General features: G+C 69.6%; 18 protein-coding genes and 2 tRNA genes. 17 read left to right on the top strand and 3 right to left on the bottom strand.

Features of this window, described 5'->3' with window-relative positions:
- Positions 1-63 precede the first annotated feature (63 nt).
- On the top strand, positions 64-1,494 hold the full coding sequence (locus tag GTY58_RS28440; protein WP_010986845.1) for a DUF6177 family protein: 1,431 nt from the start codon (positions 64-66) through the stop codon (positions 1,492-1,494).
- 118 nt (positions 1,495-1,612) lie between these two features.
- Here GTY58_RS28440 and GTY58_RS28445 read toward each other — a convergent pair whose 3' ends face one another.
- Complete coding sequence (locus GTY58_RS28445) at positions 1,613-2,812, bottom strand: acyltransferase family protein (protein ID WP_037645682.1); 1,200 nt, start codon at positions 2,810-2,812, stop codon at positions 1,613-1,615.
- A 633-nt stretch (positions 2,813-3,445) separates the two neighbouring features.
- Between GTY58_RS28445 and GTY58_RS28450 the strand changes: the two genes are divergently transcribed.
- Complete coding sequence (locus tag GTY58_RS28450) at positions 3,446-3,640, top strand: hypothetical protein (protein WP_010986847.1); 195 nt, start codon at positions 3,446-3,448, stop codon at positions 3,638-3,640.
- A gap of 377 nt (positions 3,641-4,017) precedes the next feature.
- Here GTY58_RS28450 and GTY58_RS28455 read toward each other — a convergent pair.
- Positions 4,018-4,091, bottom strand: a tRNA-Gly gene (locus GTY58_RS28455).
- 153 nt (positions 4,092-4,244) lie between these two features.
- Here GTY58_RS28455 and GTY58_RS28460 point away from each other — a divergent pair.
- From GTY58_RS28460 to clpX, 5 genes are all read left to right on the top strand, one after another.
- Positions 4,245-4,321: transfer RNA gene (locus GTY58_RS28460), tRNA-Pro, on the top strand.
- A gap of 185 nt (positions 4,322-4,506) precedes the next feature.
- Positions 4,507-5,898: a trigger factor gene (gene tig, locus GTY58_RS28465; RefSeq protein WP_010986848.1), complete on the top strand. Its 1,392-nt coding sequence runs from the start codon at positions 4,507-4,509 to the stop codon at positions 5,896-5,898.
- Between the two features lie 1,382 nt (positions 5,899-7,280).
- On the top strand, positions 7,281-7,886 hold the full coding sequence (locus tag GTY58_RS28470) for an ATP-dependent Clp protease proteolytic subunit (protein ID WP_037645347.1): 606 nt from the start codon (positions 7,281-7,283) through the stop codon (positions 7,884-7,886).
- 110 nt (positions 7,887-7,996) lie between these two features.
- Positions 7,997-8,677, top strand: a complete 681-nt coding sequence (locus GTY58_RS28475) for an ATP-dependent Clp protease proteolytic subunit (protein WP_010986850.1) — start codon at positions 7,997-7,999, stop codon at positions 8,675-8,677.
- Between the two features lie 160 nt (positions 8,678-8,837).
- The gene (gene clpX, locus GTY58_RS28480; RefSeq protein WP_010986851.1) at positions 8,838-10,124 is read left to right on the top strand and encodes an ATP-dependent Clp protease ATP-binding subunit ClpX; all 1,287 of its coding nucleotides are present in this window, start codon (positions 8,838-8,840) and stop codon (positions 10,122-10,124) included.
- A 110-nt stretch (positions 10,125-10,234) separates the two neighbouring features.
- On the opposite strand, the gene GTY58_RS28485 is transcribed toward clpX, so the two are convergent.
- Entirely contained in the window at positions 10,235-11,203 is a 969-nt protein-coding gene (locus GTY58_RS28485) for a hypothetical protein (protein WP_010986852.1), read from the bottom strand.
- Between the two features lie 136 nt (positions 11,204-11,339).
- On the opposite strand from GTY58_RS28485, the gene GTY58_RS28490 reads away from it, so the two are divergent.
- The 10 genes from GTY58_RS28490 to GTY58_RS28535 all read left to right on the top strand — a co-directional run bounded on the left by GTY58_RS28490 (position 11,340) and on the right by GTY58_RS28535 (position 25,190).
- The gene (locus GTY58_RS28490; RefSeq protein WP_010986853.1) at positions 11,340-13,964 is read left to right on the top strand and encodes a valine--tRNA ligase; all 2,625 of its coding nucleotides are present in this window, start codon (positions 11,340-11,342) and stop codon (positions 13,962-13,964) included.
- Between the two features lie 467 nt (positions 13,965-14,431).
- Complete coding sequence (locus GTY58_RS28495; RefSeq protein WP_037645350.1) at positions 14,432-15,931, top strand: folylpolyglutamate synthase/dihydrofolate synthase family protein; 1,500 nt, start codon at positions 14,432-14,434, stop codon at positions 15,929-15,931.
- Between the two features lie 5 nt (positions 15,932-15,936).
- Entirely contained in the window at positions 15,937-16,305 is a 369-nt protein-coding gene (locus GTY58_RS28500) for a DUF4233 domain-containing protein (RefSeq protein ID WP_010986855.1), read from the top strand.
- A 66-nt stretch (positions 16,306-16,371) separates the two neighbouring features.
- Complete coding sequence (gene ndk, locus GTY58_RS28505; protein WP_010986856.1) at positions 16,372-16,785, top strand: nucleoside-diphosphate kinase; 414 nt, start codon at positions 16,372-16,374, stop codon at positions 16,783-16,785.
- 299 nt (positions 16,786-17,084) lie between these two features.
- Positions 17,085-18,104: a rod shape-determining protein gene (locus GTY58_RS28510; RefSeq protein ID WP_037645353.1), complete on the top strand. Its 1,020-nt coding sequence runs from the start codon at positions 17,085-17,087 to the stop codon at positions 18,102-18,104.
- A 160-nt stretch (positions 18,105-18,264) separates the two neighbouring features.
- Complete coding sequence (mreC, locus tag GTY58_RS28515; protein ID WP_010986858.1) at positions 18,265-19,209, top strand: rod shape-determining protein MreC; 945 nt, start codon at positions 18,265-18,267, stop codon at positions 19,207-19,209.
- A gap of 13 nt (positions 19,210-19,222) precedes the next feature.
- The gene (mreD, locus tag GTY58_RS28520) at positions 19,223-19,894 is read left to right on the top strand and encodes a rod shape-determining protein MreD (protein ID WP_010986859.1); all 672 of its coding nucleotides are present in this window, start codon (positions 19,223-19,225) and stop codon (positions 19,892-19,894) included.
- Between the two features lie 86 nt (positions 19,895-19,980).
- Complete coding sequence (mrdA, locus tag GTY58_RS28525; protein WP_010986860.1) at positions 19,981-22,230, top strand: penicillin-binding protein 2; 2,250 nt, start codon at positions 19,981-19,983, stop codon at positions 22,228-22,230.
- 34 nt (positions 22,231-22,264) lie between these two features.
- Positions 22,265-23,461, top strand: a complete 1,197-nt coding sequence (rodA, locus tag GTY58_RS28530) for a rod shape-determining protein RodA (protein WP_010986861.1) — start codon at positions 22,265-22,267, stop codon at positions 23,459-23,461.
- A 205-nt stretch (positions 23,462-23,666) separates the two neighbouring features.
- Positions 23,667-25,190: a CYTH and CHAD domain-containing protein gene (locus GTY58_RS28535; protein WP_010986862.1), complete on the top strand. Its 1,524-nt coding sequence runs from the start codon at positions 23,667-23,669 to the stop codon at positions 25,188-25,190.
- The last annotated feature ends 63 nt before the right edge of the window (positions 25,191-25,253 follow it).

Raw genomic sequence — 25,253 nt, forward strand, 5'->3', positions numbered from 1 at the left:
TACGCCGCCAGCCGTATGCCGTACGACACCCAAGCCGAGCGACGCGAAGGACCGGCCCACCTCATGACCAAGGACGTCATCGCCCTCACGAAGAAGATGCCCGACCCGCTGAGCGTGCTCGCGGGCCTGCTCTCCGGCGGCCCCGACAAGCTGGTGGGCGCCGAGGGCGAAGGCGCGGTCGTCCAGCTCTGCGACGAGGAGGGGCGCCCCCTGGTCTCCGTGGAGGCGCCGCTGCTCGTGCAGGTCAGGGGCGAGGCCCAGCGGCTGCTCGGCGCGACGGAGCCCGAGGTGCCGTACTGGTGGACCGAGGCCCGCGCCACCACCGGCGTCAAGGAGGCCGAGCAACTCGCCGGAACGTTCGCGGCGCGGCTCGCCTCCCTGGTCGGGGGCACCGCCTGGCCACCGCAGGCCGCGGGCTCGCTGGCCGTGGTGAAGGCGGACGGGGTGCGCGCCGCGCCGACGCCGGCCGCCGCGCAGCCCGCCGTGGACGTCCTGACCGACAAGGTCGCCGTCGTCATCCAGGACCGCCCGGTCGTCGCCATGACGGCCTGGCTCTCGGACGCGCTGCGCGCCGCCGCCAACGCCGAGCTCGGCCTCCAGATCGTCACCCCCGCGGGCACCCGCCTCTCCCCCGCCGTCCGCAACAGCCTGCCGGGCTGGCCCTCGCGGTGGGTCGTGCAGGACGAGAAGGACGGCTACTACGACGGTCTGTCGGGCGCCGTGCTCCAGTGGACGAACGGCCTGTTCGCCACGGTCGAGTCGCCCGACGCCACCCCGCAGGACCCGCACACCCCGGTCGCCGACGCCTTCAAGAAGGGCCTCGCGGAGGAAGGCGACACGGGAGAGCGCCAACTGGCCATCTCCTTCCGCACGATCCACCCGGCCGACGACCGCCTCGTGCTCGGCGGTGCCCTGGAGTCCGTATGGCGCGGCATCACCGGTGAACCGCCGGCCGGCTGGGGCACCGAGGAACCCGCCAACCTCCCCTGGTCCCTGCGGCAGTTGACGGACGTGGCCTTCGAGCGGTCGCCCGCGCCCACCTGGCTGGTGGTCGTCGGCAGCCCGGAGCGGCCGGGGCTCGCGACGGTCCGCGTCAGCCGTACGACGGGCGGTGTGGAGGAGGACGTCACACTGGCGTTCGGCTACGGCCCCGGCGAGGAGCCGCCGGTGGACGCCCTGCCGAAGGTCGCGGAGACCCTCGCGACCCGGCACGACCTCCAGTCGATGCTCGTCCAGATCCGCAAGGCCCGCCGCGACCTGTCCGTGCCGCCGCGCTTCGAGGGCCCCGGCGTCCCGCTGGCGTTCGCACTCGGCGCCGAGGAGGTCCGCGCGATGCCCGGCGACCGTGCCCGCCGCACCCCCCTGGCGCAGCCGCCCGTCCAACTCGGCCCGAAGACCCGCCCGGCCCTGTACTACCCGCTGCCGGGCGACCCGTCGGACCTGTCGGGCTGGCAGGACTTCGAACGGCTGATGCGGCACCTGAAAGGCGCGTGACAGCAAGGTGGCCGGGGTCCGTTGAGGACCCCGGCCACCGACGCACGACTCATAAGTACAAGCACAAGCACAAGCACAAGTACAAGTACAAGCACAGGTGCAGGTGCGGGTACCGGTACTAGGCCTTGGCCCGCTCCCGCGCGATCTCTGTCGCGTCCCGCTTGAACGCCCACTCCATCTTCGGCTCCATCGCGAACCGGAAGATCCGCTGCACCGGAGGCGTGCACAGCACGGTGATCAGCGTGGCCGCGAACACGGTCGCGATGACCTCGCCGTACGGCGTCTGCAACCACGCGGCGTCGTACCAGTCCCAGAACCGGGAGCCCTTGGCGATGAAGCCGTGCAGCAGATAGCCGTACAGCGTGCCCGCGCCGAGCGCCGTGAACCACATCTTGCGGCGCGGCACCCAGGCGAAGAAGCAGCTGGTGACCACCAGCGAGCAGCCGAAGAGCGCGAGCGTCATCACGACACCGGCCCACCAGGGCGCGCCCAGCTCCTGCGCGCTGTCCCGGTGGTAGAACCAGGCCGAGTTCATGCGCGGACCCGCCCAGTACGCCACCGCCAGCGCGATCGCGAAGACGGGCACCGACAGGACGCGCACCTCACGGCGGCGCAGCAGCTGGAAGTGCTCGGGCTTCATGAACAGGCCCACGACGAAGAACGGCAGGAACTGAAGCACCCGCTGAAGGTCCAGGTCGTCGCCGATGTCGGGTGAGACGGAGGCGAGGACCGCGATGGCCAGTGCGAGCGGCACCGGCCAGCGCACGACCTTCCACAGCGGGGTGGTCAGCCGCCACACGAACAACGCGACCAGGAACCAGGTCAGATACCAGGGGTCGAGCAGGCTGATCGGATGCCCCGGGTCGTTGTCGGCCCAGCGCTTGAAGAGGGAGTACGCCACCTCGAAGAGCACGTAGGGCACGGCGACGCCGGTCACCAGCCGCTTGAGCCGGTCCGGCCGCATGTCGAAACTACGTGAGAAATAGCCGGATATGAGGATGAAGGCCGGCATGTGGAAGGTGTAGACGACCATGTACAGCGCCTCGGCGGCGCGGCTGTGGTCGGTCAGCGGCTCCCAGGCGTGCCCCATCGCGACGAACACGATGGCCAGGTACTTGGCGTTGTCAAAGAACGCGTCGCGTTGTTTGACCGGTTTGCTCTCGGGGGAGGCGGCCTGTGAGGCACCCCGTGAGGTCTGTGAAATCTGCGAGGACGACGAGTTCTGCGGGGCACGAGGACTCGGCACTCCGTCCACCGGCGGCTGTGCCGGGGGGAGCGGCGCTCCGTGCTGGCCGTGCGGTCGTAGCGAGTTCGTCACAGAGCCTCCCACCGGGAACTCGGCGGGACGGTCCGGGACCTCGCTGCGCATGCGGGGGACGAGGCAGCGGTGAACATCTGAGGCACCCTAGCGTTGTCTATGGGATTTCGTAAAACCCTCGATGTGAATCCTGCTTTCGCCTGCGCATACCCCGGATTTGAGGAAGTCGACATCGGTGGGTACGTGCTCTAGCTCACACCGATCCGCAGGTATGCGCGTCGATTGGCCTACCCCGGGCGGGTGTTGTGTCCGCATTCATCCGTACTAAATGGTGCATAGCGTCCGCAGGCGACTCTGGTGAAATGTCCGGCTGATTACCTCATTCGAATTGTCTGCGGACAAGTTGTGTGGACATGGAAACGATCACTTTGAATTTCCTGTCGGGTGCACTCTCGAATTGCTGTGCGGGGCAGTCCTGTTCGGCGCCCTCGCCCCGCTGTCGGGCCGCCGTCGCGCGTTCGTCGAGGGTGCGGGCCTGCGGGCCTCCGGGCGGGCTCCCGGGACTGAAGTGGTCGACGATGCCTCACCGGCCGCATATGGAGGGCCGGTTGGTGGCACGATGGTTCTGGCGGGGGTGTGCTGAGTTGGCGCCCCCGGGCCGGGAGTGCGGACCGACCGAGGGTGTGATCAGTTGTGGCCATTTCGCTGTCAGTGGTACTGCTGTTGGCGATCATCCTGGTGGTGTTGATCCGAGGGGGATCGATCAAGGCGGGCCCCGCGATCGTGGCGGTCCTCTTCGGCTTCTTCCTCGCCTCGACCGGCATGGCTCCGTCCATCAACCGGTTCCTCGACTCGATAGCGGAGACGATCAACTCGATCAGCTTCTGAGCGGGCGCGCGGAGGGAGTCGCCGGGGTCGGCGGCCCGGGTCGTCCGCGAGCGGTACGCGGACGCCGCCGCGCCGCGCTGTGCCGAGTCACGCCATGCCCGGTGATCCCGGTCGTCGACGCGCTGTATACCCCCGGGCGACCTGTATACCCCCGGACGCCCCGCATGTCCCGTGTGTCCCGTGCATCGCGTGCGTCGTGCACGGGTTCCGCTCGTTGTACTCCGTTGCGGTACGACACCAGCGGCCGGCTGACACTCCACGGACGCGGCCTTCGCCCTGCGCCTCCACCTGCGCAGCCGCCGTGCCGCGGCCCGGAAGGCTTCCGAAACGCCTCAGGCCCGGCGAGGGAATGGATCCCTCGCCGGGCCTGAGGCGAATGGAGCGGGCGACGGGAATCGAACCCGCGTAGCTAGTTTGGAAGACTAGGGCTCTACCATTGAGCTACGCCCGCACAGGTCGCGCCGCAGGTCAGTGACCGCGGCACTGAAGGCATCGTAGCGGGTCGTGCGGCCCTGTCGCACACCCCTTTCCCGCCGCGCGCCGGAGCCCGCGAAATGCGGCAGCCGCACTGCCTGCGGGCATGTACCCTACGTGTCGCACCAGACGGGGTGTGGCGCAGCTTGGTAGCGCGTCCGCTTTGGGAGCGGAAGGCCGTGGGTTCAAATCCCGCCACCCCGACCATCGTGCCGGTCCACCGGCAAGATCACCTTTTGGGGCGTGTACCGCCTGCGGTTACTATGCAGGTTGCGCGCCCGTGTCTGCATTCTTATGTCTCTCAAGGGCCCGCGAATCCGCTGAGGCACTGCCGACTCGGCAGAACCAAGCAGTAGAACCCCCCAAGAAGTCAGCCACAAGGAGACCGAACCGTGAAGAGCGCCGTGGAGACCCTGAACCCGACTCGGGTTCGGCTCACTGTTGAGGTGCCCTTCGAGGAGCTCAAGGACAGCCTCGACGCGGCGTACAAGAAGATCAACCAGCAGGTCACGGTGAAGGGCTTCCGTAAGGGCAAGATCCCGGCCCGCGTCATCGACCAGCGGTTCGGCCGCGGTGCCGTGCTGGAGGAGGCCGTCAACGACGCGCTCCCGAAGTTCTACACCGAGGCGGTCAACGAGGCCGAGCTGAACCCGCTGGGCCAGCCCGAGGTCGACATCACGGAGCTGAAGGACGGCGAGACGCTGAACTTCACCGCCGAGGTCGACGTCCGCCCGACCATCGAGATCCCGGACTACTCCGGCATCGAGGTCGAGGTCGACGCGGTCGAGGTCAGCGACGAGGACGTCGAGAAGGCCGTCACCGAGCTGCGTGAGCGCTTCGCGTCGACCTCCCCGGTCGAGCGCGCCGCCGAGGACGGCGACGTCGTGACGCTCGACCTGGAGGCCAAGGTCGACGGCGAGGTCCTCGAGGACGGCGTCGCCGAGGGTGTCTCCTACACCATCGGCTCCGGCGAGCTGCTGGACGGCATCGACGACGCCGTGAAGGGCCTGGAGGCCGGTGGCGAGACCACCTTCACCTCCGAGCTCAAGGGTGGCTCGGCGGCCGGCAAGGAGGCCGAGGTCACCGTCAAGGTCAGCCAGGTCGCCGCGCGCGAACTGCCCGAGCTGGACGACGACTTCGCGCAGCTCGCGTCCGAGTTCGACACCCTGGAGGAGCTGAAGGCGGACAGCCGCAAGCGCCTCGAGAACATGAAGCAGTACGACCAGGCCACGCAGGCCCAGGAGCGCGTCCTGGAGAAGCTGCTGGAGCTCGCCGAGGTGCCCGTCCCCGAGAAGCTGCTCGAGGACGAGATCAACACCCGCAAGCACAACCTGGAGCACCACCAGCTCGGCCAGATGGGCCTCGACCTCGAGAAGTACCTCGAGATCCAGGGCAAGACGGTCGAGGAGTTCGACGCCGAGACCAAGGAAGCGGCGGTCAAGGGCATCAAGACGCAGTTCGTCCTCGACGAGCTCGTCAACAAGGAGAAGCTCAACGTCAACCAGGAGGAGCTCACCGAGCACCTCATGCGGCGTGCGGCTTCCTCCGGCATGTCCCCCGACCAGTTCGCCCAGGCGGTCGTCGAGGGTGGCCAGGTCCCGATGCTGGTCGGCGAGGTCGCCCGCGGCAAGGCGCTGGCCGTCGTGGTCGAGGCCGCCACGGTGAAGGACACCAACGGCGAGATCGTCGACCTGGACGACGAGGACGAGACCGAGTCCACCCCGGAGACGACCGAGGCCGCCGAGGCTGCCGAGGAGTCCACCGAGGACAAGCCCGAGGCGTAACCCTCAGGCGCACCACCAGTCACACACCGGGCCCCGGGACGCATCACGCGCCCCGGGGCCCGGTGCCGTGTGCGCCGTCTTGCCGGAGGCCTCGTGCGGGCCCGTCGGCTCGGTCCGCGGCCGCCCCGGGGCCCGCCGCGGACCGAGCCGACGGGCCTGTTGCCGTCTGGGCCGGCAGGCCTGGGGGGCCTGTCGCCGGACGCGTCGAACGGCCCGGTACTCGTGGCTGCCCGCCGGTGCGGCCACGAGCCCGCGGCCCGTCGCCGCACGCTGCGGGCAGAAGACGCCCGTGGTCGCCGAGGCCCGCAGGCCGCCTCTTCCCCGCCGGGGCGACGATCGGCCCGTACGCCGCCGCCCGACGGCGCCGAACCGCCCCCGCCCGATGCTCGAGCCGGCCGCCGGCCCTGGTCCCCTGACTCCCGGAGCAGGGCCCCGGACCGGGGCCTGGGCCCCTGGCTCCCGGGGCCTGAGCCCTGGCCCCCGCATCGGGGCCTCGGTCCCCGGGCCTGGGACTCCGGCTTGCGGAGCCGGGCCCCCGGACCCCCTCGGTCCCCGGGCCTGGTCGCCTGACTGCCGGAGCCGGGCCCCGGGCCCCGGACCCAGGCCCCGGGCCCCCGGATCCTGGGCCTGGGAGCCCGGCTTGCAGAGCCAGGCCTCGGCCCTGACTCCCGGAGCCGGGCCCCCGGACCCCCTCGGTCCCCGGGCCTGGGAGCCCGGCTTGCGGAGCCAGGCCTGGTCCCCTGACTCCCGGAGCTGGGCCCCGGACCGGGGCCTCGGTCCCCGGGCCTGGGACCCCAGCTTGCGGAGCCGGGCCTGGTCCCCTGACTCCCGGAGCCGGACCCCCGGACCGGGCCCTGAGCCCCTGGCTCCCGGGCCTGAAACCCCGGACCGCGGGCCTGAGACCCCGGACCCGGGCCTGGGTCCTCGGCCCCCGGGCCCGACCCCGGCCCCCGGAGCCGGGCCTCGGTCCCGGCCTGGGACCCCGGCTCCCGGGCGGGGCCTCCCGGCTCCCGGGCGGAGCCCCACCAGGCCCTCCGGGCGGACCCCCCGTGCCGGGGATCACGCAGGCACCCCCACCGGAGCACACCCGCCCCGCCTACCGGAGCGCACCCACCCCCGCCCACCCGAGCGCACCCGCCCCGCCCACCCGAGCGCACCCACCCCCCAACGCAGCGCAGCGCACGCGCATGCGCTCACAGCGAACAGTCGTGGAAGCGGGATGGCCTCCGCCTGCCTGCGCGTTAGGGTCCATGAATACGAGGGCAGGGGAGTCCCCGAAGCCGCCCCGAGCGGTGTTGCACCGGGGTCCCACGCCCCCAGCAGAAGACGTGAGACGGCCCGGCGCCGTCGTAAGACGAGCAGGTGGATACGTGACGAATCTGATGCCCACAGCTGCCGGCGACCCTATCGGTGGTGGCCTCGGCGACCAGGTCTACAACCGGCTGCTCGGCGAGCGGATCATCTTCCTCGGCCAGGCGGTCGACGACGACATCGCCAACAAGATCACGGCGCAGCTGCTGCTCCTTGCCTCCGACCCGGACAAGGACATCTACCTCTACATCAACAGCCCCGGCGGATCGATCACGGCCGGCATGGCGATCTACGACACCATGCAGTACATCAAGAACGACGTGGTGACGATCGCCATGGGCATGGCGGCCTCGATGGGCCAGTTCCTGCTCAGCGCGGGCACCCCCGGCAAGCGCTTCGCGCTGCCGAACGCCGAGATCCTGATCCACCAGCCCTCGGCCGGCCTCGCCGGTTCCGCGTCGGACATCAAGATCCACGCCGAGCGGCTGCTCCACACCAAGAAGCGGATGGCGGAGCTGACCGCCTTCCACACCGGCCAGACGGTCGAGCAGGTCACCCGTGACTCGGACCGCGACCGCTGGTTCGACCCGGTCGAGGCCAAGGAGTACGGCCTCATCGACGACATCATGCCCACCGCTGCCGGCATGCCGGGCGGCGGCGGCACCGGGGCGGCGTAACCGGCGTACGCGGCGCGCGGTGGCACAAGCCGGCGCGCGACCACGTAGACAAGCCCCTCAAGCCCCCCAGTCGACCGCCTAAGCCCCTTTCAGGTCTCAGGAGACATCCAGTGAACGACTACCCCGGCAGCGGCCTCCACGCCCGCACGCAGGCCGAGTACACCGGCGCCCGCGCGGAGTCCCGCTACGTCATCCCGCGCTTCGTCGAGCGCACCTCGCAGGGTGTGCGCGAGTACGACCCGTACGCGAAGCTCTTCGAGGAGCGCGTGATCTTCCTCGGCGTGCAGATCGACGACGCCTCCGCCAACGACGTCATGGCGCAGCTGCTGTGCCTGGAGTCGATGGACCCCGACCGTGACATCTCGGTCTACATCAACAGCCCCGGCGGCTCCTTCACGGCGCTCACGGCCATCTACGACACGATGCAGTTCGTGAAGCCCGACATCCAGACGGTCTGCATGGGCCAGGCGGCCTCCGCCGCCGCGATCCTGCTGGCCGCCGGTACGCCGGGCAAGCGCATGGCGCTGCCGAACGCGCGCGTGCTGATCCACCAGCCCTACAGCGAGACCGGCCGCGGCCAGGTCTCCGACCTCGAGATCGCGGCGAACGAGATCCTCCGGATGCGTTCGCAGCTCGAGGACATGCTGGCCAAGCACTCGACCACGCCGATCGAGAAGATCCGCGAGGACATCGAGCGCGACAAGATCCTCACGGCCGAGGACGCGCTGGCGTACGGCCTGATCGACCAGATCATCTCCACCCGGAAGATGAACAACTCGGCGGTCGCGTGACGCGGCGCTGTATCGTCTGCCGCTCCTTGGCACGGTGCACGTCAAAGTGAACCGTGCCAAGGGGGGCCCGAACGGGGGGCCCGGCAAGGTACCGTCGGACATAAGGCAGCACCAGGAGCCGCTGGACCTAGGCGTCTCCCAGGCGAAGGGGAAGCACACCGTGGCACGCATCGGTGACGGCGGCGATCTGCTCAAGTGCTCGTTCTGTGGCAAGAGCCAGAAGCAGGTCAAGAAGCTCATCGCAGGCCCCGGTGTGTACATCTGCGACGAGTGCATCGATCTCTGCAACGAGATCATCGAGGAAGAACTCGCGGAAACGAGCGAGGTGCGCTGGGAGGAACTTCCCAAGCCCCGCGAGATCTACGAGTTCCTCGAGGGGTACGTCGTGGGCCAGGAGGCCGCGAAGAAGGCTCTCTCGGTCGCGGTGTACAACCACTACAAGCGGGTCCAGGCCGGTGAGAACGGCGGCGGCCAGAGCCGCGAGGACGCGATCGAGCTGGCGAAGTCCAACATCCTGCTGCTCGGCCCCACGGGTTCCGGCAAGACGCTCCTCGCCCAGACCCTGGCCCGCATGCTCAACGTTCCGTTCGCCATCGCCGATGCGACGGCGCTCACGGAGGCGGGCTATGTGGGCGAGGACGTCGAGAACATCCTGCTGAAGCTCATCCAGGCAGCGGACTACGACGTCAAAAAGGCCGAGACCGGCATCATCTACATCGACGAGATCGACAAGGTCGCGAGGAAGAGTGAGAACCCCTCGATCACTCGCGACGTGTCCGGTGAGGGCGTCCAGCAGGCCCTGCTGAAGATCCTCGAGGGCACGACGGCCTCGGTCCCGCCCCAGGGCGGCCGCAAGCACCCGCACCAGGAGTTCATCCAGATCGACACGACGAACGTCCTGTTCATCGTGGGCGGCGCCTTCGCGGGCCTGGAGAAGCTCATCGAGTCCCGGGCCGGCGCGAAGGGCATCGGGTTCGGCGCGACGATCCGCTCGAAGCGGGAGCTGGAGTCGAAGGACCAGTTCGAGGACGTCATGCCCGAGGACCTGGTCAAGTTCGGCATGATCCCCGAGTTCATCGGCCGGCTCCCCGTCATCACCTCGGTCCACAACCTGGACCGCGAGGCCCTGCTCCAGATCCTCGTCGAGCCGCGCAACGCACTGGTGAAGCAGTACCAGCGCCTCTTCGAACTCGACGGTGTGGAGCTGGACTTCGAGCGCGAGGCCCTGGAAGCCATCGCCGACCAGGCGATCCTCCGCCAGACCGGCGCGCGTGGCCTGCGCGCCATCATGGAGGAAGTCCTGATGTCGGTGATGTACGAGGTCCCGTCCCGCAAGGACGTGGCCCGCGTCGTCATCACCGCGGACGTCGTCCACTCGAACGTGAACCCGACGCTGATCCCGAGGGACGCCCGCGGCCGGGGCCCGGGGGAGCAGAAGACGGCGTAGCCGCCGGTACGTACGTGCACACGAAGGGGCCCCCGGTCTAGCCTGTCCTTGGCCCCCCCCCTTCGACGCCTCAAGCCGTACCGCGCGTCAGGCCGCGCAGCCGTGCGGTGTCAGGCCTTGACGCGGACCTGGTCGCGGAGCTTCGTGGTGATGTCCGCCGCGACGTCCTTCGACACGCTGCCCGTGTTGTCACCGGGCGAGACCATGGCGATCGTGCTGTAGTCGGCCCAGGCGCAGAACCAGTCGGTCGACACCTTCTTGGTGAGCGAGTTGGTGCTCTTGGCCGACTGGCACTTCATGACCGCACCGTCGAGGTCGACCGACTCGGGCGAGCCGATCAGCTCGGACTTGCTGCCGGAGGAGCTCTCCTCGGCGTTCTTCTTGAGCGCGGCGAAGAACTTGTCCAGGGCCGCCTTGGGGTCCGCGATCGTGCCGTAGCCGCCCGCCATCGTGACGCCCTTGGCCGTCAGGAGCTCGGACTGGCTGGGCAGGTCGCTGGTGTCCGAGGGGTTCTCGGGGTCGTAGTTGCCGAAGTCGGCCGTCGAGTAGAAGCCGACGACGGACTTGCCGTTCTTGACGCCGCTCTCCGCGAGGTCCTTCACGGTGCTGTTGCTGGAGCTCTCCCCGCCCTTGCCGACCCGCTTGTACTCGCTGAGCACCGTCTGCGGAGTCGTCAGCTTGTGGGCACCGTCGTCCGCGAGGCCCGAGCCTCCGCCGCTCCCGATGACGAAGTACGCGCCGACCGCGACCGCGGCCACGACCGCCACGGCACCGATGATGAGGCCGGTCTTCTTCTTGCCGCCGCCCGGAGCCGGCGGCTGCGGGACGCCGTAGGGAGGCTGCTGGCCGTACGGCGGCTGCTGGCCGTAGCCGGGCTGCTGGCCGTACGGGGGCTGCTGCGGCGGGGCACCCTGCGGAGCCTGCTGGGGGTAGCCGTAGCCGGGCTGCTGGGGCGCCTGCTGCGGGTAACCGTAGCCGGGCTGGGGGGCCTGCGGCGGCTGGCCGTAGGGGCCCGGCTGACCGTACGGCCCGGGCTGCTGAGGCTGCCCGCCGTACGGGCCCGGCTGGTTGAAGCTCATTTCTGGGTTCCCCTCCAGATATTTATGTGGTCCGAACATCCTGGCGTAGTCACCGGGGCACCGGGGCACCGGGGGGCTTACCGTTACCAAAGAATCGTGTTTCGGGACGGGGCGGTGACACCCCTAAACTGGCTCCGTGACCGAGAACTCTCAGCAGCAGCCACCAGCGTCCGAACCCGAACTGCCGACCCAGTACGCGCCGGCCGATGTAGAGGGGACGCTGTACGAGCGCTGGGTAGAGCGCGGTTACTTCGAGGCCGACGCGAAGAGCGACAAGCCTCCCTTCACGGTCGTCATCCCGCCGCCGAACGTCACGGGCAGCCTGCACCTCGGGCACGCCTTCGAACACACCCTCATCGACGCCCTCACCCGCCGCAAGCGCATGCAGGGGTACGAGACGCTGTGGCAGCCCGGCATGGACCACGCCGGCATCGCCACGCAGAACGTCGTCGAGCGGGAGCTGGGCAAGGAGGGCAAGTCCCGGCACGACCTGGGGCGTGCGGCCTTCGTCGAGCGCGTCTGGCAGTGGAAGGCCGAGTCCGGCGGGCAGATCTCCGGTCAGATGCGCCGTCTCGGTGACGGTGTCGCCTGGTCGCGTGAGCGCTTCACCATGGACGAGGGGCTGTCGCAGGCCGTCCAGACCATCTTCAAGAAGCTCTACGACGACGAGCTGATCTACCGCGCCGAGCGCATCATCAACTGGTGTCCGCGCTGTCTCACGGCCATCTCGGACATCGAGGTCGAGTACCAGGACGACGACGGCGAGCTCGTCTCCATGAAGTACGGGGAGGGGGACGACACGATCGTCGTCGCCACCACCCGTGCCGAGACGATGCTCGGTGACACGGCCGTCGCCGTTCACCCGGACGACGAGCGGTACAAGCACCTCGTCGGCAAGACCATCCGCCTCCCGCTCACCGAGCGTTTCATCCCGGTCGTCGCCGACACCCACGTCGACCCCGAGTTCGGCACGGGCGCCGTCAAGGTCACCCCGGCCCACGACCCGAACGACTTCGAGATCGGCCAGCGGCACAACCTGCCCAACATCGCCGTGATGGACGAGCACGCGGTCATCACGGTCTCCGGCCCGTTCCAGGGGCTGGACCGCCTGGAGGCCCGTTCCGCCATCGTCGCCGCGCTGCGCGCCGAGGGCCGGATCGTCGCCGAGAAGCGGCCGTACGTCCACTCCGTGGGCCACTGCTCGCGCTGCAAGACCACCATCGAGCCGCGCCTGTCCATGCAGTGGTGGGTCAAGGTCGGCCCGCTCGCCAAGGCCGCCGGTGACGCGGTCCGCGAGGGGAAGGTCAAGATCCATCCGCAGGAGATGGAGAAGCGGTACTTCGACTGGGTCGACAACCTCCACGACTGGTGCATCTCGCGCCAGCTGTGGTGGGGCCACCGCATTCCCGTCTGGTACGGGCCGAACGGCGAGGTCGTCTGCGTCGGCCCCGACGACGAGGTGCCCACGGGCGAGGGCTGGTCGCAGGACACCGACGTCCTCGACACCTGGTTCTCCTCCGGCCTGTGGCCGTTCTCGACCCTCGGCTGGCCCGAACAGACCGAGAGCCTCGCGAAGTTCTACCCGAACTCCGTCCTGGTCACCGGCTACGACATCCTCTTCTTCTGGGTCGCCCGGATGATGATGTTCGGCCTGTACGCGATGGACGGCACCCCGCCGTTCCACACCATCGCCCTGCACGGCATGGTCCGCGACCAGTTCGGCAAGAAGATGTCGAAGTCCTTCGGCAACGCGGTCAATCCGCTGGACTGGATGGACAAGTACGGCTCGGACGCGCTCCGGTTCACGCTGGCCCGTGGCGCCAACCCCGGTGTCGACGTCCCGATCGGCGAGGACTGGGTCCAGGGCTCGCGCAACTTCGCCAACAAGATCTGGAACGCCACGCGCTTCGCGCTGATGAACGGCGCGACGGTCGAGGGTGAACTCCCGCCCGTCGAGCAGCAGTCGGCCACCGACCGCTGGATCCTGTCCCGGCTCAACGCCACGGTCGCCGAGGTCGACGCCCTCTACGACGACTACCAGTTCGCCAAGCTGTCGGACGCCCTGTTCCACTTCGCGTGGGACGAGGTCTTCGACTGGTACGTCGAGCTGTCCAAGACGACGTTCATGGGCGGCGGCGAGGCCGCGAAGGTGTCGGGCCGGGTCCTGGGTGAGGTCCTGGACGTCACGCTGCGCCTCCTCCACCCGATCGTCCCGTTCGTCACCGAGACGCTGTGGACCACCCTCACGGGCGGCGAGTCGGTCGTCATCGCCGACTGGCCGGTTGACTCGGGCTTCCGTGACCAGGCCGCCGAGAAGGAGATCGAGACCCTTCAGTCGGTCATCACCGAGGTCCGCCGGTTCCGCGCCGACCAGGGGCTCCAGCCCGGCCAGCGCGTCCCGGCCCGGCTGACCCTCGACGATACGGCGCTCGCCCCGCACGAGGCGGCCATCCGTCAGCTGCTGCGTCTCCAGCCGGAGGGCGAGGACTTCGCGGCCACGGCGACCCTGCCGGTCGCGGGTGCCACGGTCGCGCTGGACCTGTCCGGCACGATCGACATCGTGGCGGAGCGCAAGCGGCTCGCCAAGGACCTCGCGGCGGCCGAGAAGGAGAAGGCACAGGCGGGCGCCAAGCTCGGCAACGAGGCGTTCCTCGCGAAGGCGCCGGACCACGTCGTGGACAAGATCCGCGGCCGCCTCGCCAAGGCGGACGAGGACATCGCCCGCATCCAGGCACAGCTGGACCGGATGCCGGAGGCCTAGCCGGCCGGTGTACATGAGCGCAGGCCCCGGAACTCCTTGGGTTCCGGGGCCTGCGTGTGTCGTCTTGGCTGCGGGGTCTGTGTGTGGCGTCCCGGCCGCGGGGTCTGTGGGTGGCGTCCGTGCGTCGTTGCGGCTGCGGGCAGTCGTGCGGCCGGGGCGAGGGGGCCTGGCGCGGGCGAGGTGGTGAGGCGGGGAGGGCGGGCGGCTGGGCTGTGTGTCGTTCCGGCTGCGGGGCGTGTGTGCGTCGTCCCGGCCGCCGGGCCTGCGCGCGTCGTCCTGGTTGTGGGCAGTCTCGGGCAGCCGTGCGGCCGAGGTGGTGGGGCCCGGCTCGAGCGAGGCCGTGGGCCGGGGGAGGGCCGGCGCGTGCGGCAGCCTGCCGGCGCTCTTCCGGCGCCCGTCGGCGACACCCACCCCGGCCCGCACCAGCCACCCGCGCCTGTGTCGGTCCCGCTCCGTAGACTGGCCCCGTGAGTGAGCTCCCACCGGACGACAGTGACCGCTTCGAAGAGATCGTCGACGCCGAGACCGATCGCGACCCCGATCTCGCCGTGATCGAGGCCGGCAGCCGCACCCTGCGCACCCAGGGCGGCCCGCCGGAGGCCGACGTGCCCGCGCGTCCCGCCGACCCCGAGACCGACAAAGCGCTGCGCGAGGTCGAGGCCGAGCTCGCCACCCGCTGGGGCGAGACCAAACTGGAGCCCTCCGTCAGCCGTATCACCGCCCTGATGGACGTGCTCGGGGACCCGCAGCGCGCGTACCCCTCGATCCACATCACGGGGACGAACGGCAAGACCTCCACCGCCCGCATGATCGAGGCCCTCCTCGGCGCCTTCGACCTGCGCACCGGCCGGTACACCAGCCCGCACGTCCAGTCGGTCACCGAGCGCATCAGCCTCGACGGCGCCCCGATCTCCGCCGAGCGCTTCATCGAGACGTACGACGACATCAAGCCGTACATCGAGATGGTCGACGGCCAGCAGGAGTTCCGGCTCTCCTTCTTCGAGGTCCTGACCGGCATGGCGTACGCGGCCTTCGCGGACGCGCCCGTCGACGTGGCGGTCGTGGAGGTGGGGATGGGCGGCAGCTGGGACGCCACCAACGTCATCGACGGTGACGTCGCCGTCGTCACGCCCATCGACCTCGACCACACCGACCGGCTCGGCGAGACACCCGGCGAGATCGCCTCGGAGAAGGCCGGCATCGTCAAGCAGGACGCCACCGTGATCCTGGCCCAGCAGCCGGTGGACGCGGCGCAGGTGCTGCTGAAGAAGGCCGTGGAGGTCGACGCGACCGTGGCCCGGGAGGGCCTGGAGTTCGGGGTCGTCTCACGTCAGGTCGCCGTCGGCGGACAGCTGCTGACGCTGCGTGGCCTCGGCGGCGAGTACGAGGAGGTGTACCTGCCGCTGCACGGTCCGTACCAGGCGCACAACGCGGCCGTCGCGCTCGCCGCCGTCGAGGCGTTCTTCGGCGTCGGCTCCCAGCGGCCCGAGCCGCTCGACCTCGACACGGTCCGCAAGGCCTTCGCCGCGGTGACCGCGCCGGGCCGCCTGGAGGTCGTACGCCGCTCGCCGACCGTCGTCCTGGACGCGGCCCACAATCCGGCGGGCGCCCGCGCCACCGCAGAGGCCGTCGGCGAGGCCTTCGACTTCAGCCGGCTCATCGGAGTGGTGGGGGCCAGCGGCGACAAGAACGTCCGGGGGCTGCTCGAGGCCTTCGAGCCGATCTTCGCCGAGGTCGTGATCACCCAGAACTCCAGCCATCGCGCGATGGACGCCGACGAGCTGGCCGCGATCGCCGTGGAGGTCTTCGGCGAGGACCGCGTCCAGGTCGAGCCGCGCCTCGACGACGCGCTGGAGGCCGCGATCACACTCGCCGAGGAAGAGGGCGAGTTCGCGGGCGGCGGCGTCCTCGTCACCGGCTCCGTCATCACCGTCGGCGAGGCCCGACTGCTCCTCGGGAGGGGCTGACCACTGTGCGTACGCTCTGTGCTTCGACCCTGATCGGCGAGGTCTTCGTGATCGGGTTCGCCGGGCTGGTCGCGATGAAGGACCCGGACCTGTCCACGGGCACGGTCTGGACGGTCAGCGGCATCGCCATGGCGGTGTGCGTCCTGCTCTGCGGCATGATCACGCGGCCCGGCGGCGTCCAGCTCGGCTGGGCCCTGCAGATCGCCCTGATCGCCTCCGGCTTCATCGTCCCCAGCATGTTCTTCCTGGGTGCGATCTTCGCGGCCCTGTGGTGGGCGTCGGTCCACTACGGCCGCAAGATCGACGAGGCGAAGGCGAGATTCGCGGCGCAGGCCGCGGACCACCCCGCTCCAGTACCACCTGACGCTGCGTGACGAGCACCCCGACACGCCCTGTAACCTCGGTCACCCGCACATATGTGACCTGAAGGAGCCACCACCGTGAGCCAGCGCACCCTCGTCCTACTCAAGCCCGACGCCGTTCGTCGCGGCCTGACCGGCGAGATCATCAGCCGTATCGAGCGCAAGGCCGGCTGGGCGATCACCGCGCTGGAACTGCGCACGCTGGACCAGGACACGCTGGAGCAGCACTACGGCGAGCACAAGGGCAAGCCCTTCTACGAGCCGCTGGTGGAGTTCATGGCGTCCGGCCCGGTCGTGGCCCTGGTCGTCGAGGGCGAGCGGGTCATCGAGGGTGTCCGCGCGCTGGCCGGTCCGACCGACCCGATCGCCGCCGCGCCCGGTTCCATCCGCGGCGACTACGGTGTGATCGTCCGCGAGAACCTGATCCACGCCTCGGACTCGGAGGAATCCGCCGAGCGCGAGCTGAAGATTTTCTTCCCCGGCCGGGTCTGACCGGACGAATAGTTTTTGAGGGACCGTCACATCATTTGGATGCCGACCTGGGGCGGCCGTAGAAATCGGCCGTCCTTTGGCATATGCGTGTCGATCGGGGGAACGCCTACCCCCGATCGCCCGTCTCCAGAAGCGAGGCGGTGCATCATCTGCTGACAATGGCGAAGACCCTCGCACAGTGTTCGTGCAGGCGAGACTACGATGTAAGCCTTCACGTCACAGCACCCACTTCGCCACCCCAACCAAAGCCATCAAACGCTCCACTTGGGAAGGCCAGACGAATCCTGATGGGGAACTCAATGTCGTTCATCGGCCGTGACATGGCTGTCGACCTCGGGACCGCCAACACGCTGGTGTACGTCAGGGGTCGCGGGATCGTACTCAACGAGCCGTCCGTCGTCGCGATCAACACCAACACCGGTGGCATCCTCGCGGTCGGCTCCGAAGCGAAGAAGATGATCGGGCGCACGCCCGGCAACATCGTTGCCGTGCGTCCGCTGAAGGACGGTGTGATCGCCGACTTCGAGATCACCGAACGCATGCTCCGCTACTTCATCCTGAAGATCCACAAGCGGCGCTACCTCGCCCGCCCCCGCGTCGTCGTCTGTGTGCCCTCCGGCATCACCGGTGTCGAGCGCCGCGCGGTCATCGAGGCGTCGTCCCAGGCCGGTGCCCGCCAGGTGCACATCATCGAGGAGCCCATGGCCGCGGCCATCGGTTCCGGCCTGCCGGTCCACGAGGCCACGGGCAACATGGTGGTGGACATCGGCGGCGGCACCACGGAGGTCGCGGTCATCTCGCTCGGCGGCATCGTCACCGCCCAGTCCATCCGCGTCGCCGGCGACGAACTGGACAACGCGATCATCCAGCACATCAAGAAGGAGTACTCGCTCCTCCTCGGTGAGCGGACGGCCGAACAGATCAAGATCACGATCGGTTCGGCGTACGACCTCGACACTGACGAGCACACCGAAATCCGCGGCCGGGACCTCGTCTCCGGGCTGCCGAAGACCGTCGTCATCTCCGCGGCCGAAGTGCGCAAGGCCATCGAGGAACCGGTCAACGCGATCGTGGACGCGGTCAAGACGACTCTCGACAAGTGTCCGCCGGAGCTGTCCGGCGACGTCATGGACCGCGGAATCGTTCTGACCGGCGGCGGAGCCCTGCTGCGCGGCCTCGACGAGCGGCTGCGCCGCGAGACCGGCATGCCGATCCACATCGCAGAGGACCCCCTGGACAGCGTGGCGCTCGGCTCCGGCAAGTGTGTCGAGGAGTTCGAGGCGCTCCAGCAGGTCCTGGACGCCCAGCCGCGCAGATGACGTAACTCTTCGATTCCGCCGTACGAGACGCTCCCTTCTCGTACGGCGGATCGTTGATATTGAGGCTTAAGCTCCCCCATGACACCCGTTGGTCCGCCCTCCGGGGTACTTCTGGGTGAGCCATACACGAATTCCGACGAGGAAGGCACGGCCGCCGCACGTGAGGGACACACGAGAGAGCCGGCTGCTCCTGGTGCTGCTGGTCGCCATCGCGTTCGCGCTGATCACGGTGGACATCCGTGGCGGGCAGGACTCACCGGTCGACGGTGCCCGCCAGGCCGCCGCCACGGTCTTCGGCCCGATCGAGAACGGGGTGTCGTCGGCGGTCGACCCCGTCGGCAACGCGGTCGCGGCCGTACGCGACTCCGGCAGCCGGCACGACCGCATCGCCCAACTCGAGCACGACAACGCGGCCCTGAAGGCGAAGCTCGGCAGCGACGACCGCAACCGCAGCCGCCTCAAGCAGCTCAACAAGATGATCAGGGTGGCGGGCGAGGGCCAGTACGGGATCAAGGGCGCCGAGGTCATCGGGATAGGAGCGGCCCAGGGCTTCTCCTGGACCGTCACCATCGACGTCGGCGCGAACGACGGCATCAAGCGCGACATGACCGTCCTCAACGGGGATGGTCTCGTCGGCCGGGTCACCACGGTCGGCCCGAACGCCGCCACCGTGCTGCTCGCCAACGACCCCGACTTCACGGTCGGCACGCGCATGGAGTCCAGCGACGAACTCGGCTTCGCCTCCGGACAGGGCGACCGCCCGCTGCGCGTGCAACTGCTCAACGGCAAGGCCAAGGTGGTGAAGGGCGACCGTCTGGTCACCTTCGGCTCGCAGGCGGACCGGCCGTTCGTGCCCGGTGTACCGGTCGGCGTGGTCTCCCGGGTCGATCCCTCCGGCGGCGACCTGACCCGCACGGTCTACGTCACGCCGTATGTCTCGTTCACGAAGCTCGACATCGTCGGCGTGGTCGTCGCGGCGCCCAAGAAGGACCCGCGCGACGAGGTGCTGCCTCCCAAGCCCAGACCGACGCCCACGCCGACCGTGACCGTGACGGTCACCCCCTCCGCGAACGCGTCCGCCGACGGCCAGCAGCAACAGCAGTAGGAGCTGAACCCCCATGCGCTTCAACCGGATGCTGCTCTCCACCGCCCTGGTGGTGGTGGCCCTGGTGATCCAGGTGAGCGTCCTCGCCCGTCTCCACCTCCCGGGCGCCGTCCCCGACCTGGTGCTCCTGACCGTCCTCGGCCTCGCCATGGTCTACGGCCATGTCGGCGGCGCCCTCATCGGCTTCGGCGCCGGCCTGCTCGCCGACCTCGTGCCGCCCGCCGACCACGCCGCGGGCCGCTACGCCCTCGTCCTGTGCGTCATCGGCTACCTCGCCGGGCTGGCCAAGCCCGAGAACGGCCGCCTCAAGTCCGCGTCCGGCCCCATGGCCGTGGTCGTCGCCGCGGCGATCGGCACGACCCTGCTGTACGCGGGCGTCGGCGCCCTCGTCGGCGACACCGCCGCCCGACATGTGGGCCTCGTCAGCCTGTTGGTGACGGCCGCCGTGTACGACCTGCTGCTCGCGCCGTTCGTGGTCCCCGGGATCATGGCACTGGCCCGGCGCGCCGAGAACGACCCGCTCGCCGAGGGCGGCTCCGGTGCCAAGGCGGCCGACGTCTCCTCGGGCTGGCTGTCCTCCGGCACCGGTCTGCGCATCGGCGGCCAGCGTGGCGGGCTGCGCGCGAAGGCGGTCAAGGCACGGGTGGCCCGGGCGGGACGCATCAAGGGGGTCAAGCGGCTGTGACCACAAGGGACTTCACCGCCCGTGTCCACAGGTTCGCCGTGTACTCGTATGTCTCGTACGCGCACTGAGAGGGGGAGGCAGCAGCAGTGACCAACATCCCCGAGACCGGTCGGACCCCACGGGTCCAGATCCGCCTCGTCGTCATCCAGATCCTCGTCTTCTCCCTGCTCGGCACCCTCGGCGGCCGCCTCTGGTATCTCCAGATCCGCAACGGCGACGAGTACGCCAAGGAGGCCTCCGGCAACCACGTCCAGCAGGTCGTCCAGCCCGCCGTACGCGGCTCGATCCTCGATGCGCGCGGCGTGCCGATCGCCGACAACGAGACCCGCCTCGTCGTGTCCGCCTCCCGCACCGATCTGCTGAAGATGAAGGACGACGGCAAGGCCGTCCTCACCAAGCTCGCGGGCGTCCTGGACCTCAAGCCCGAGGACGTCATAGAGAAGGTCCGGCTGTGCGACGCCAAGACGCCCCAGCCCTGCTGGAACGGCTCGCCCTACCAGCCCATCCCGATCACCGACGAGGCCACCGCCAAGCAGGCCCTGCAGATCCGCGAGCGCTCCGAGGATTTCCCCGGCATCACCGCCGAGCCCGAGGCCGTGCGCCGCTACGCCGCCCCCGGCGAGGCCAACACCGCGCAGGTCCTCGGCTACCTGTCGCCGGTCACCGACAACGAGCTCCAGCAGGCCAAGGACTCCGACTCGCCGTATCTGCGCTCCGACCAGGTCGGCCGCTCGGGTCTTGAGCGCCAGTACGACAAGGAGCTGCGCGGCAAGGCCGGCGTCACCCGCTACGAGGTCGACAACCTCGGCCGGGTCATCGGCAAGGCCAAGAGCGACGCGGCCGAGCCCGGTTCCAACCTCGTCACCAGCATCGACGCCCGTGTGCAGCGCGTCGCCGAGTACGAGCTCAACGACGCGATGAAGGTCGCCCGTACCCAGTTCGACAAGAACACCAACGAAAACTACAAGGCGGACTCCGGCGCGGTCGTCGTGATGGAGGCCAAGACCGGCCGTGTGGTCGCCATGGCGTCCAACCCGACGTACGACCCGAACGCCTGGGTCGGCGGCATCTCCGCCAAGGACTACGCCAGGCTCACCGGCAAGAAGTCCAACTACCCGCTGCTGAACCGCGCCATTCAGGGTCAGTCGGCGCCCGGCTCCACCTTCAAGGTCATCTCCACGGCCGCCGCCGTCGAGGCGGGCTATGACTTCAACGGCCACTACCCGTGCACCAGCTCGTACTCGATCGGCAGTCAGGTCTTCAAGAACTTCGAGTCGGAGAACTTCGGCCCGATCTCGCTCGGCCGCGCCCTCGAGGTCTCCTGCGACACCGTCTTCTACGGCCTCGCCCACAACGAGTGGAAGAGGGACGGGGGCATCAACCCCAAGAAGAAGACGAACGACTGGTTCTTCAAGGCCGCCCACCAGTTCGGCCTCGGCAAGGAGACCGGCATCGACCTCCCCAACGAGGTCACCGGCCGTATCCCCGACCGCCAGTGGAAGCAGAGCTACTGGAAGGCCAACAAGGACGCCTGGTGCAAGTCCGGCAAGAAGGACGGCGACTACGTCGAGAAGATCGCGTACGAGAACTGCCTCGAAGGCAACAAGATGCGCGCCGGTGACGCGGTCAACTACTCCATCGGTCAGGGCGACACGCTCGTCACTCCCATCCAGATGGCCACGATCTACGGGGCGATCTCCAACGGCGGCACCCTGTACGACCCCACCGTCGGCAAGGCGGTCGTCAGCGCCGACGGTAAGAACGTGCGGGAGATCAAGCCGAAGTCGCACGGCAAGCTGCCCATAAGCAAGTCGACGCGGGATCAGATGGACGAGGCCCTCGCGGGCGTCGCCACCCGGGGTACGGCCGCCTGGCGGTTCGGCGGCTGGCCGCAGGACAAGATCCCGATGCACGCCAAGACGGGCACGGCCGAGGTCTACGGCAAGCAGACCACCTCGTGGTTCGCCACGTACACCAAGGACTACACGGTCGTCATGACGATCTCCCAGGCCGGTACGGGCTCCGGCGCCTCGGGCCCCGCGGTGCGCAAGATCTACGACGCGCTGTACGGCGTCTCCCAGGACGGCACGATCGACCGGAAGAAGGCGCTGCTGCCCACCCCGGAGAAGAGCCTGCCCAAGATCCAGAACGACGGCTCGATCGACGCCCCCAAGGTCGAGAAGTACGACCCGAAGGCGGACCAGACGAGCGAGGAGGGCGGGCAGCCGGCGGCCACCGACAGCCCGGCGGCCACCACGCCCTCACCGACCACCGGCAACCGCGACACCCGAAGGCGCACGGCCCGCCCCAGGAAGCGGCGGAGGATGCTGACATGACCCGCGGCCCGAAGAACAGCCGGAGGATCCCGATATGACCGGCAACAGCTTCTCCGTCTCCGGTTACGGGCCCGACCGCGCCGGCTGGACGCGGATCTTCGCCCGCGACTCGCTGGCCCGCCGCCTCGACTGGCCGATACTGCTCTCGGCCGTCGCGCTCTCGCTGATCGGCGCGGCCCTCGTCTACTCGGCGACCCGCAACCGCACCGAGATCAACCAGGGCGACCCGTACTACTTCCTGATCCGTCACCTGATGAACACCGGCATCGGCTTCGGCCTGATGGTCGGCACGGTCTGGCTCGGCCACCGCACCCTGCGCACCGCCGTGCCGATCCTCTACGGCCTCTCGGTGTTCATGATCCTGCTCGTGCTCACCCCGCTCGGCGCCACGGTCAACGGGGCGCACGCGTGGATCGTGTTCGGCGGCGGCTTCTCGCTCCAGCCCTCCGAGTTCGTGAAGATCACGATCATCCTGGGGATGGCGATGCTGCTCGCCGCCCGGGTCGACGCGGGCGACAAGCCGTATCCGGACCATCGCACGGTCGTGCAGGCCCTGGGCCTGGCCGCCGTACCGATTCTGGTCGTCCTGCTCATGCCCGACCTCGGTTCGGTCATGGTCATGGTGATCATCATCCTCGGCGTGCTGCTCGCCTCCGGCGCCTCCAACCGCTGGGTGTTCGGCCTGCTCGGCACGGGCGCCCTCGGCGCGATCGCGGTCTGGCAGCTGCACATCCTGGACGAGTACCAGATCAACCGCTTCGCCGCCTTCGCCAACCCCGAGCTCGACCCGGCCGGCGTCGGCTACAACACCAACCAGGCGCGTATCGCGATCGGCTCGGGCGGTCTCTTCGGCACCGGCCTCGGACAGGGCTCCCAGACCACCGGCCAGTTCGTGCCCGAACAGCAGACGGACTTCGTGTTCACGGTCGCGGGCGAGGAGCTGGGCTTCGTGGGCGCCGGACTGATCCTCCTGCTGCTCGGCGTCGTGCTGTGGCGGGCGTGCCGTATCGCCCGTGAGACGACCGAGCTGTACGGCACGATCGTCGCCGCCGGGATAATCGCCTGGTTCGCCTTCCAGTCCTTCGAGAACATCGGCATGACCCTCGGCATCATGCCGGTCGCGGGTCTGCCACTGCCGTTCGTCTCGTACGGCGGCTCGTCGATGTTCGCGGTCTGGGTGGCGGTCGGACTGTTGCAGTCGATCAGGGTGCAGCGGCCGATGTCGGCCTGAGCGCTCCGCCGGAAGTGCCGCGATGTGCCGTCGGTCGTCTGCCGCGCCGTCGTGGCTGATCGCACGGATCCCCGCGCCCCCTCGGGGCGCCGCCGAACCCCAGCGGACTTTCCCGACCTGCCCGGTTTGGACCGCTCGGCCTGGAATGCGTGGCGGGGCCGCGGGCGGACTGCCCTCGGCCCCGATTCGCGTCTAGATTCATTTCATGGCGGACACGAAGCGAGAGATCGAGCGAAAGTACGAGGGACCCGCGACCGGCAGCGGCGCGGGCCTGCCGGGCCTGACGGCGGTCCCCGGAGTCGCGAGCGTCGTCGGCAAGGGCGTCACCGAGCTGGACGCCACCTACTTCGACACGGCCGACCAACGGCTCGCCGCCCACTCCATCACCCTGCGCCGCCGCATCGGCGGCGAGGACGAGGGCTGGCACCTGAAACTGCCCGTCGCCGACGACGTACGCGACGAGATCCACGCCCCCCTCGCCGACACGGTGCCCCACCACCTCTCCTCCCTGGTGCGCTCCCGCATCCGGGACGCCGAGCTCGTTCCCGTCGTACGTCTGCGGTCCTCCCGCGACGTCCACCATCTGCTCGACGCCTCGGGCGCCCTGCTCGCCGAGGTCAGCGTCGACCGGGTTCGCGCCGAGCGCCTCGACGGCGGCGAGGGCGCCACCCAGTGGACCGAGATCGAGGCGGAGCTGGCGGACGGCGGCGACCCCGCCTTCCTCGACCGGGTCGAGAAGAAACTCCTCAAGGCCGGCCTGCACCGGTCCACGTCCACGTCCAAGCTGGCCAGGGCGCTGGAGGAGACCGGAGCCGCGGCGAAGCGGCTCACCGGAGCACCGGCGGCCCCCGAGCCCCCCACCACCGCGGGGGACCACGTCCTCGCCTACCTCCGCGCCCAGCGCGACGCCCTCGTCGAACTCGACCCGGCCGTCCGCCGTGACCTGCCGGACGCCGTGCACCAGATGCGGGTCGCCACCCGCCGCATCCGCAACACCCTGCGCTCGTACACCGCCGTCCTGGACCGCACGGTCACCGACCCCGTCCGCGTGGAGCTGAAGTGGCTGGCGGGGGAGCTGGGCGTGGACCGCGACCAGGAGGTCATCACCGAACGGCTGTCGGCGGAACTCGACGAGCTTCCCAGGGCACTCCTGTCGGGGCCGGTGCACAACCGCGTGCGCAGCTGGTCGCAGCGGCGCCATGCCGGCTCCCGGAAGGCGCTGATCGCGGTGCTCGACGGCCGGCGCTACCTGTATCTGCTCGCCGCCCTGGACGCGCTCGTCTCCGATCCTCCCCTGCGCAAGGCCGCCGGCCGCAAGCCGCGGAAGGTGCTCGGCAAGGCCGTACGGAAGGACTTCGAGAAGCTCTCCCGGCTGGTGACGAAGGCCCTGGAGCTGCCGCCCGGCAAGGAACGCGACCTGGCGATGCACGAGGCCCGCAAGAAGGCCAAGCGGACGCGGTACGCCGCGGAGGTCGCCGCCCCCGCCCTCGGCAGGGCCGCCAAGTCCCAGGCCAAGTCCATGAAGGACGTGCAGAAGCTACTGGGCGACCACCAGGACAGCGTCATGTCCCGGGACGCCCTGCGGGACCTGGCGGAGAAGGCGCAGGAGGCGGGCGAGAGCTCCTTCACCTACGGGGTGCTGTACGGCCGGGAGGAGCAGCGGGCGGCGGCCGACGAGAGCGCGCTGCCGAAGGCGTGGAAGAAGGCCCGGCGCAAGGCCCGGGTCTGAGTGTGCGGCGGGTCTCTCCGGCCGCGTTACGCTGAATGGTCACCCCTGTCAGCTCACGAAAGT

It is taken from the genome of Streptomyces sp. SID5469 (assembly GCF_009862865.1).
Taxonomy (GTDB): domain Bacteria; phylum Actinomycetota; class Actinomycetes; order Streptomycetales; family Streptomycetaceae; genus Streptomyces; species Streptomyces avermitilis.

What these genes read in the sequence shown, in the direction of transcription:
- GTY58_RS28440 (WP_010986845.1), top strand. Translation starts at nt 64, where the DNA reads ATGACCAAGGACGTCATCGCCCTCACGAAGAAGATGCCCGACCCGCTG.
- GTY58_RS28470 (WP_037645347.1), top strand. Translation starts at nt 7,281, where the DNA reads ATGCCCACAGCTGCCGGCGACCCTATCGGTGGTGGCCTCGGCGACCAG.
- GTY58_RS28485 (WP_010986852.1), bottom strand. Translation starts at nt 11,203, where the DNA reads ATGAGCTTCAACCAGCCGGGCCCGTACGGCGGGCAGCCTCAGCAGCCC.
- GTY58_RS28510 (WP_037645353.1), top strand. Translation starts at nt 17,085, where the DNA reads ATGTCGTTCATCGGCCGTGACATGGCTGTCGACCTCGGGACCGCCAAC.
- mreD (WP_010986859.1), top strand. Translation starts at nt 19,223, where the DNA reads ATGCGCTTCAACCGGATGCTGCTCTCCACCGCCCTGGTGGTGGTGGCC.
- rodA (WP_010986861.1), top strand. Translation starts at nt 22,265, where the DNA reads ATGACCGGCAACAGCTTCTCCGTCTCCGGTTACGGGCCCGACCGCGCC.
- GTY58_RS28535 (WP_010986862.1), top strand. Translation starts at nt 23,667, where the DNA reads ATGGCGGACACGAAGCGAGAGATCGAGCGAAAGTACGAGGGACCCGCG.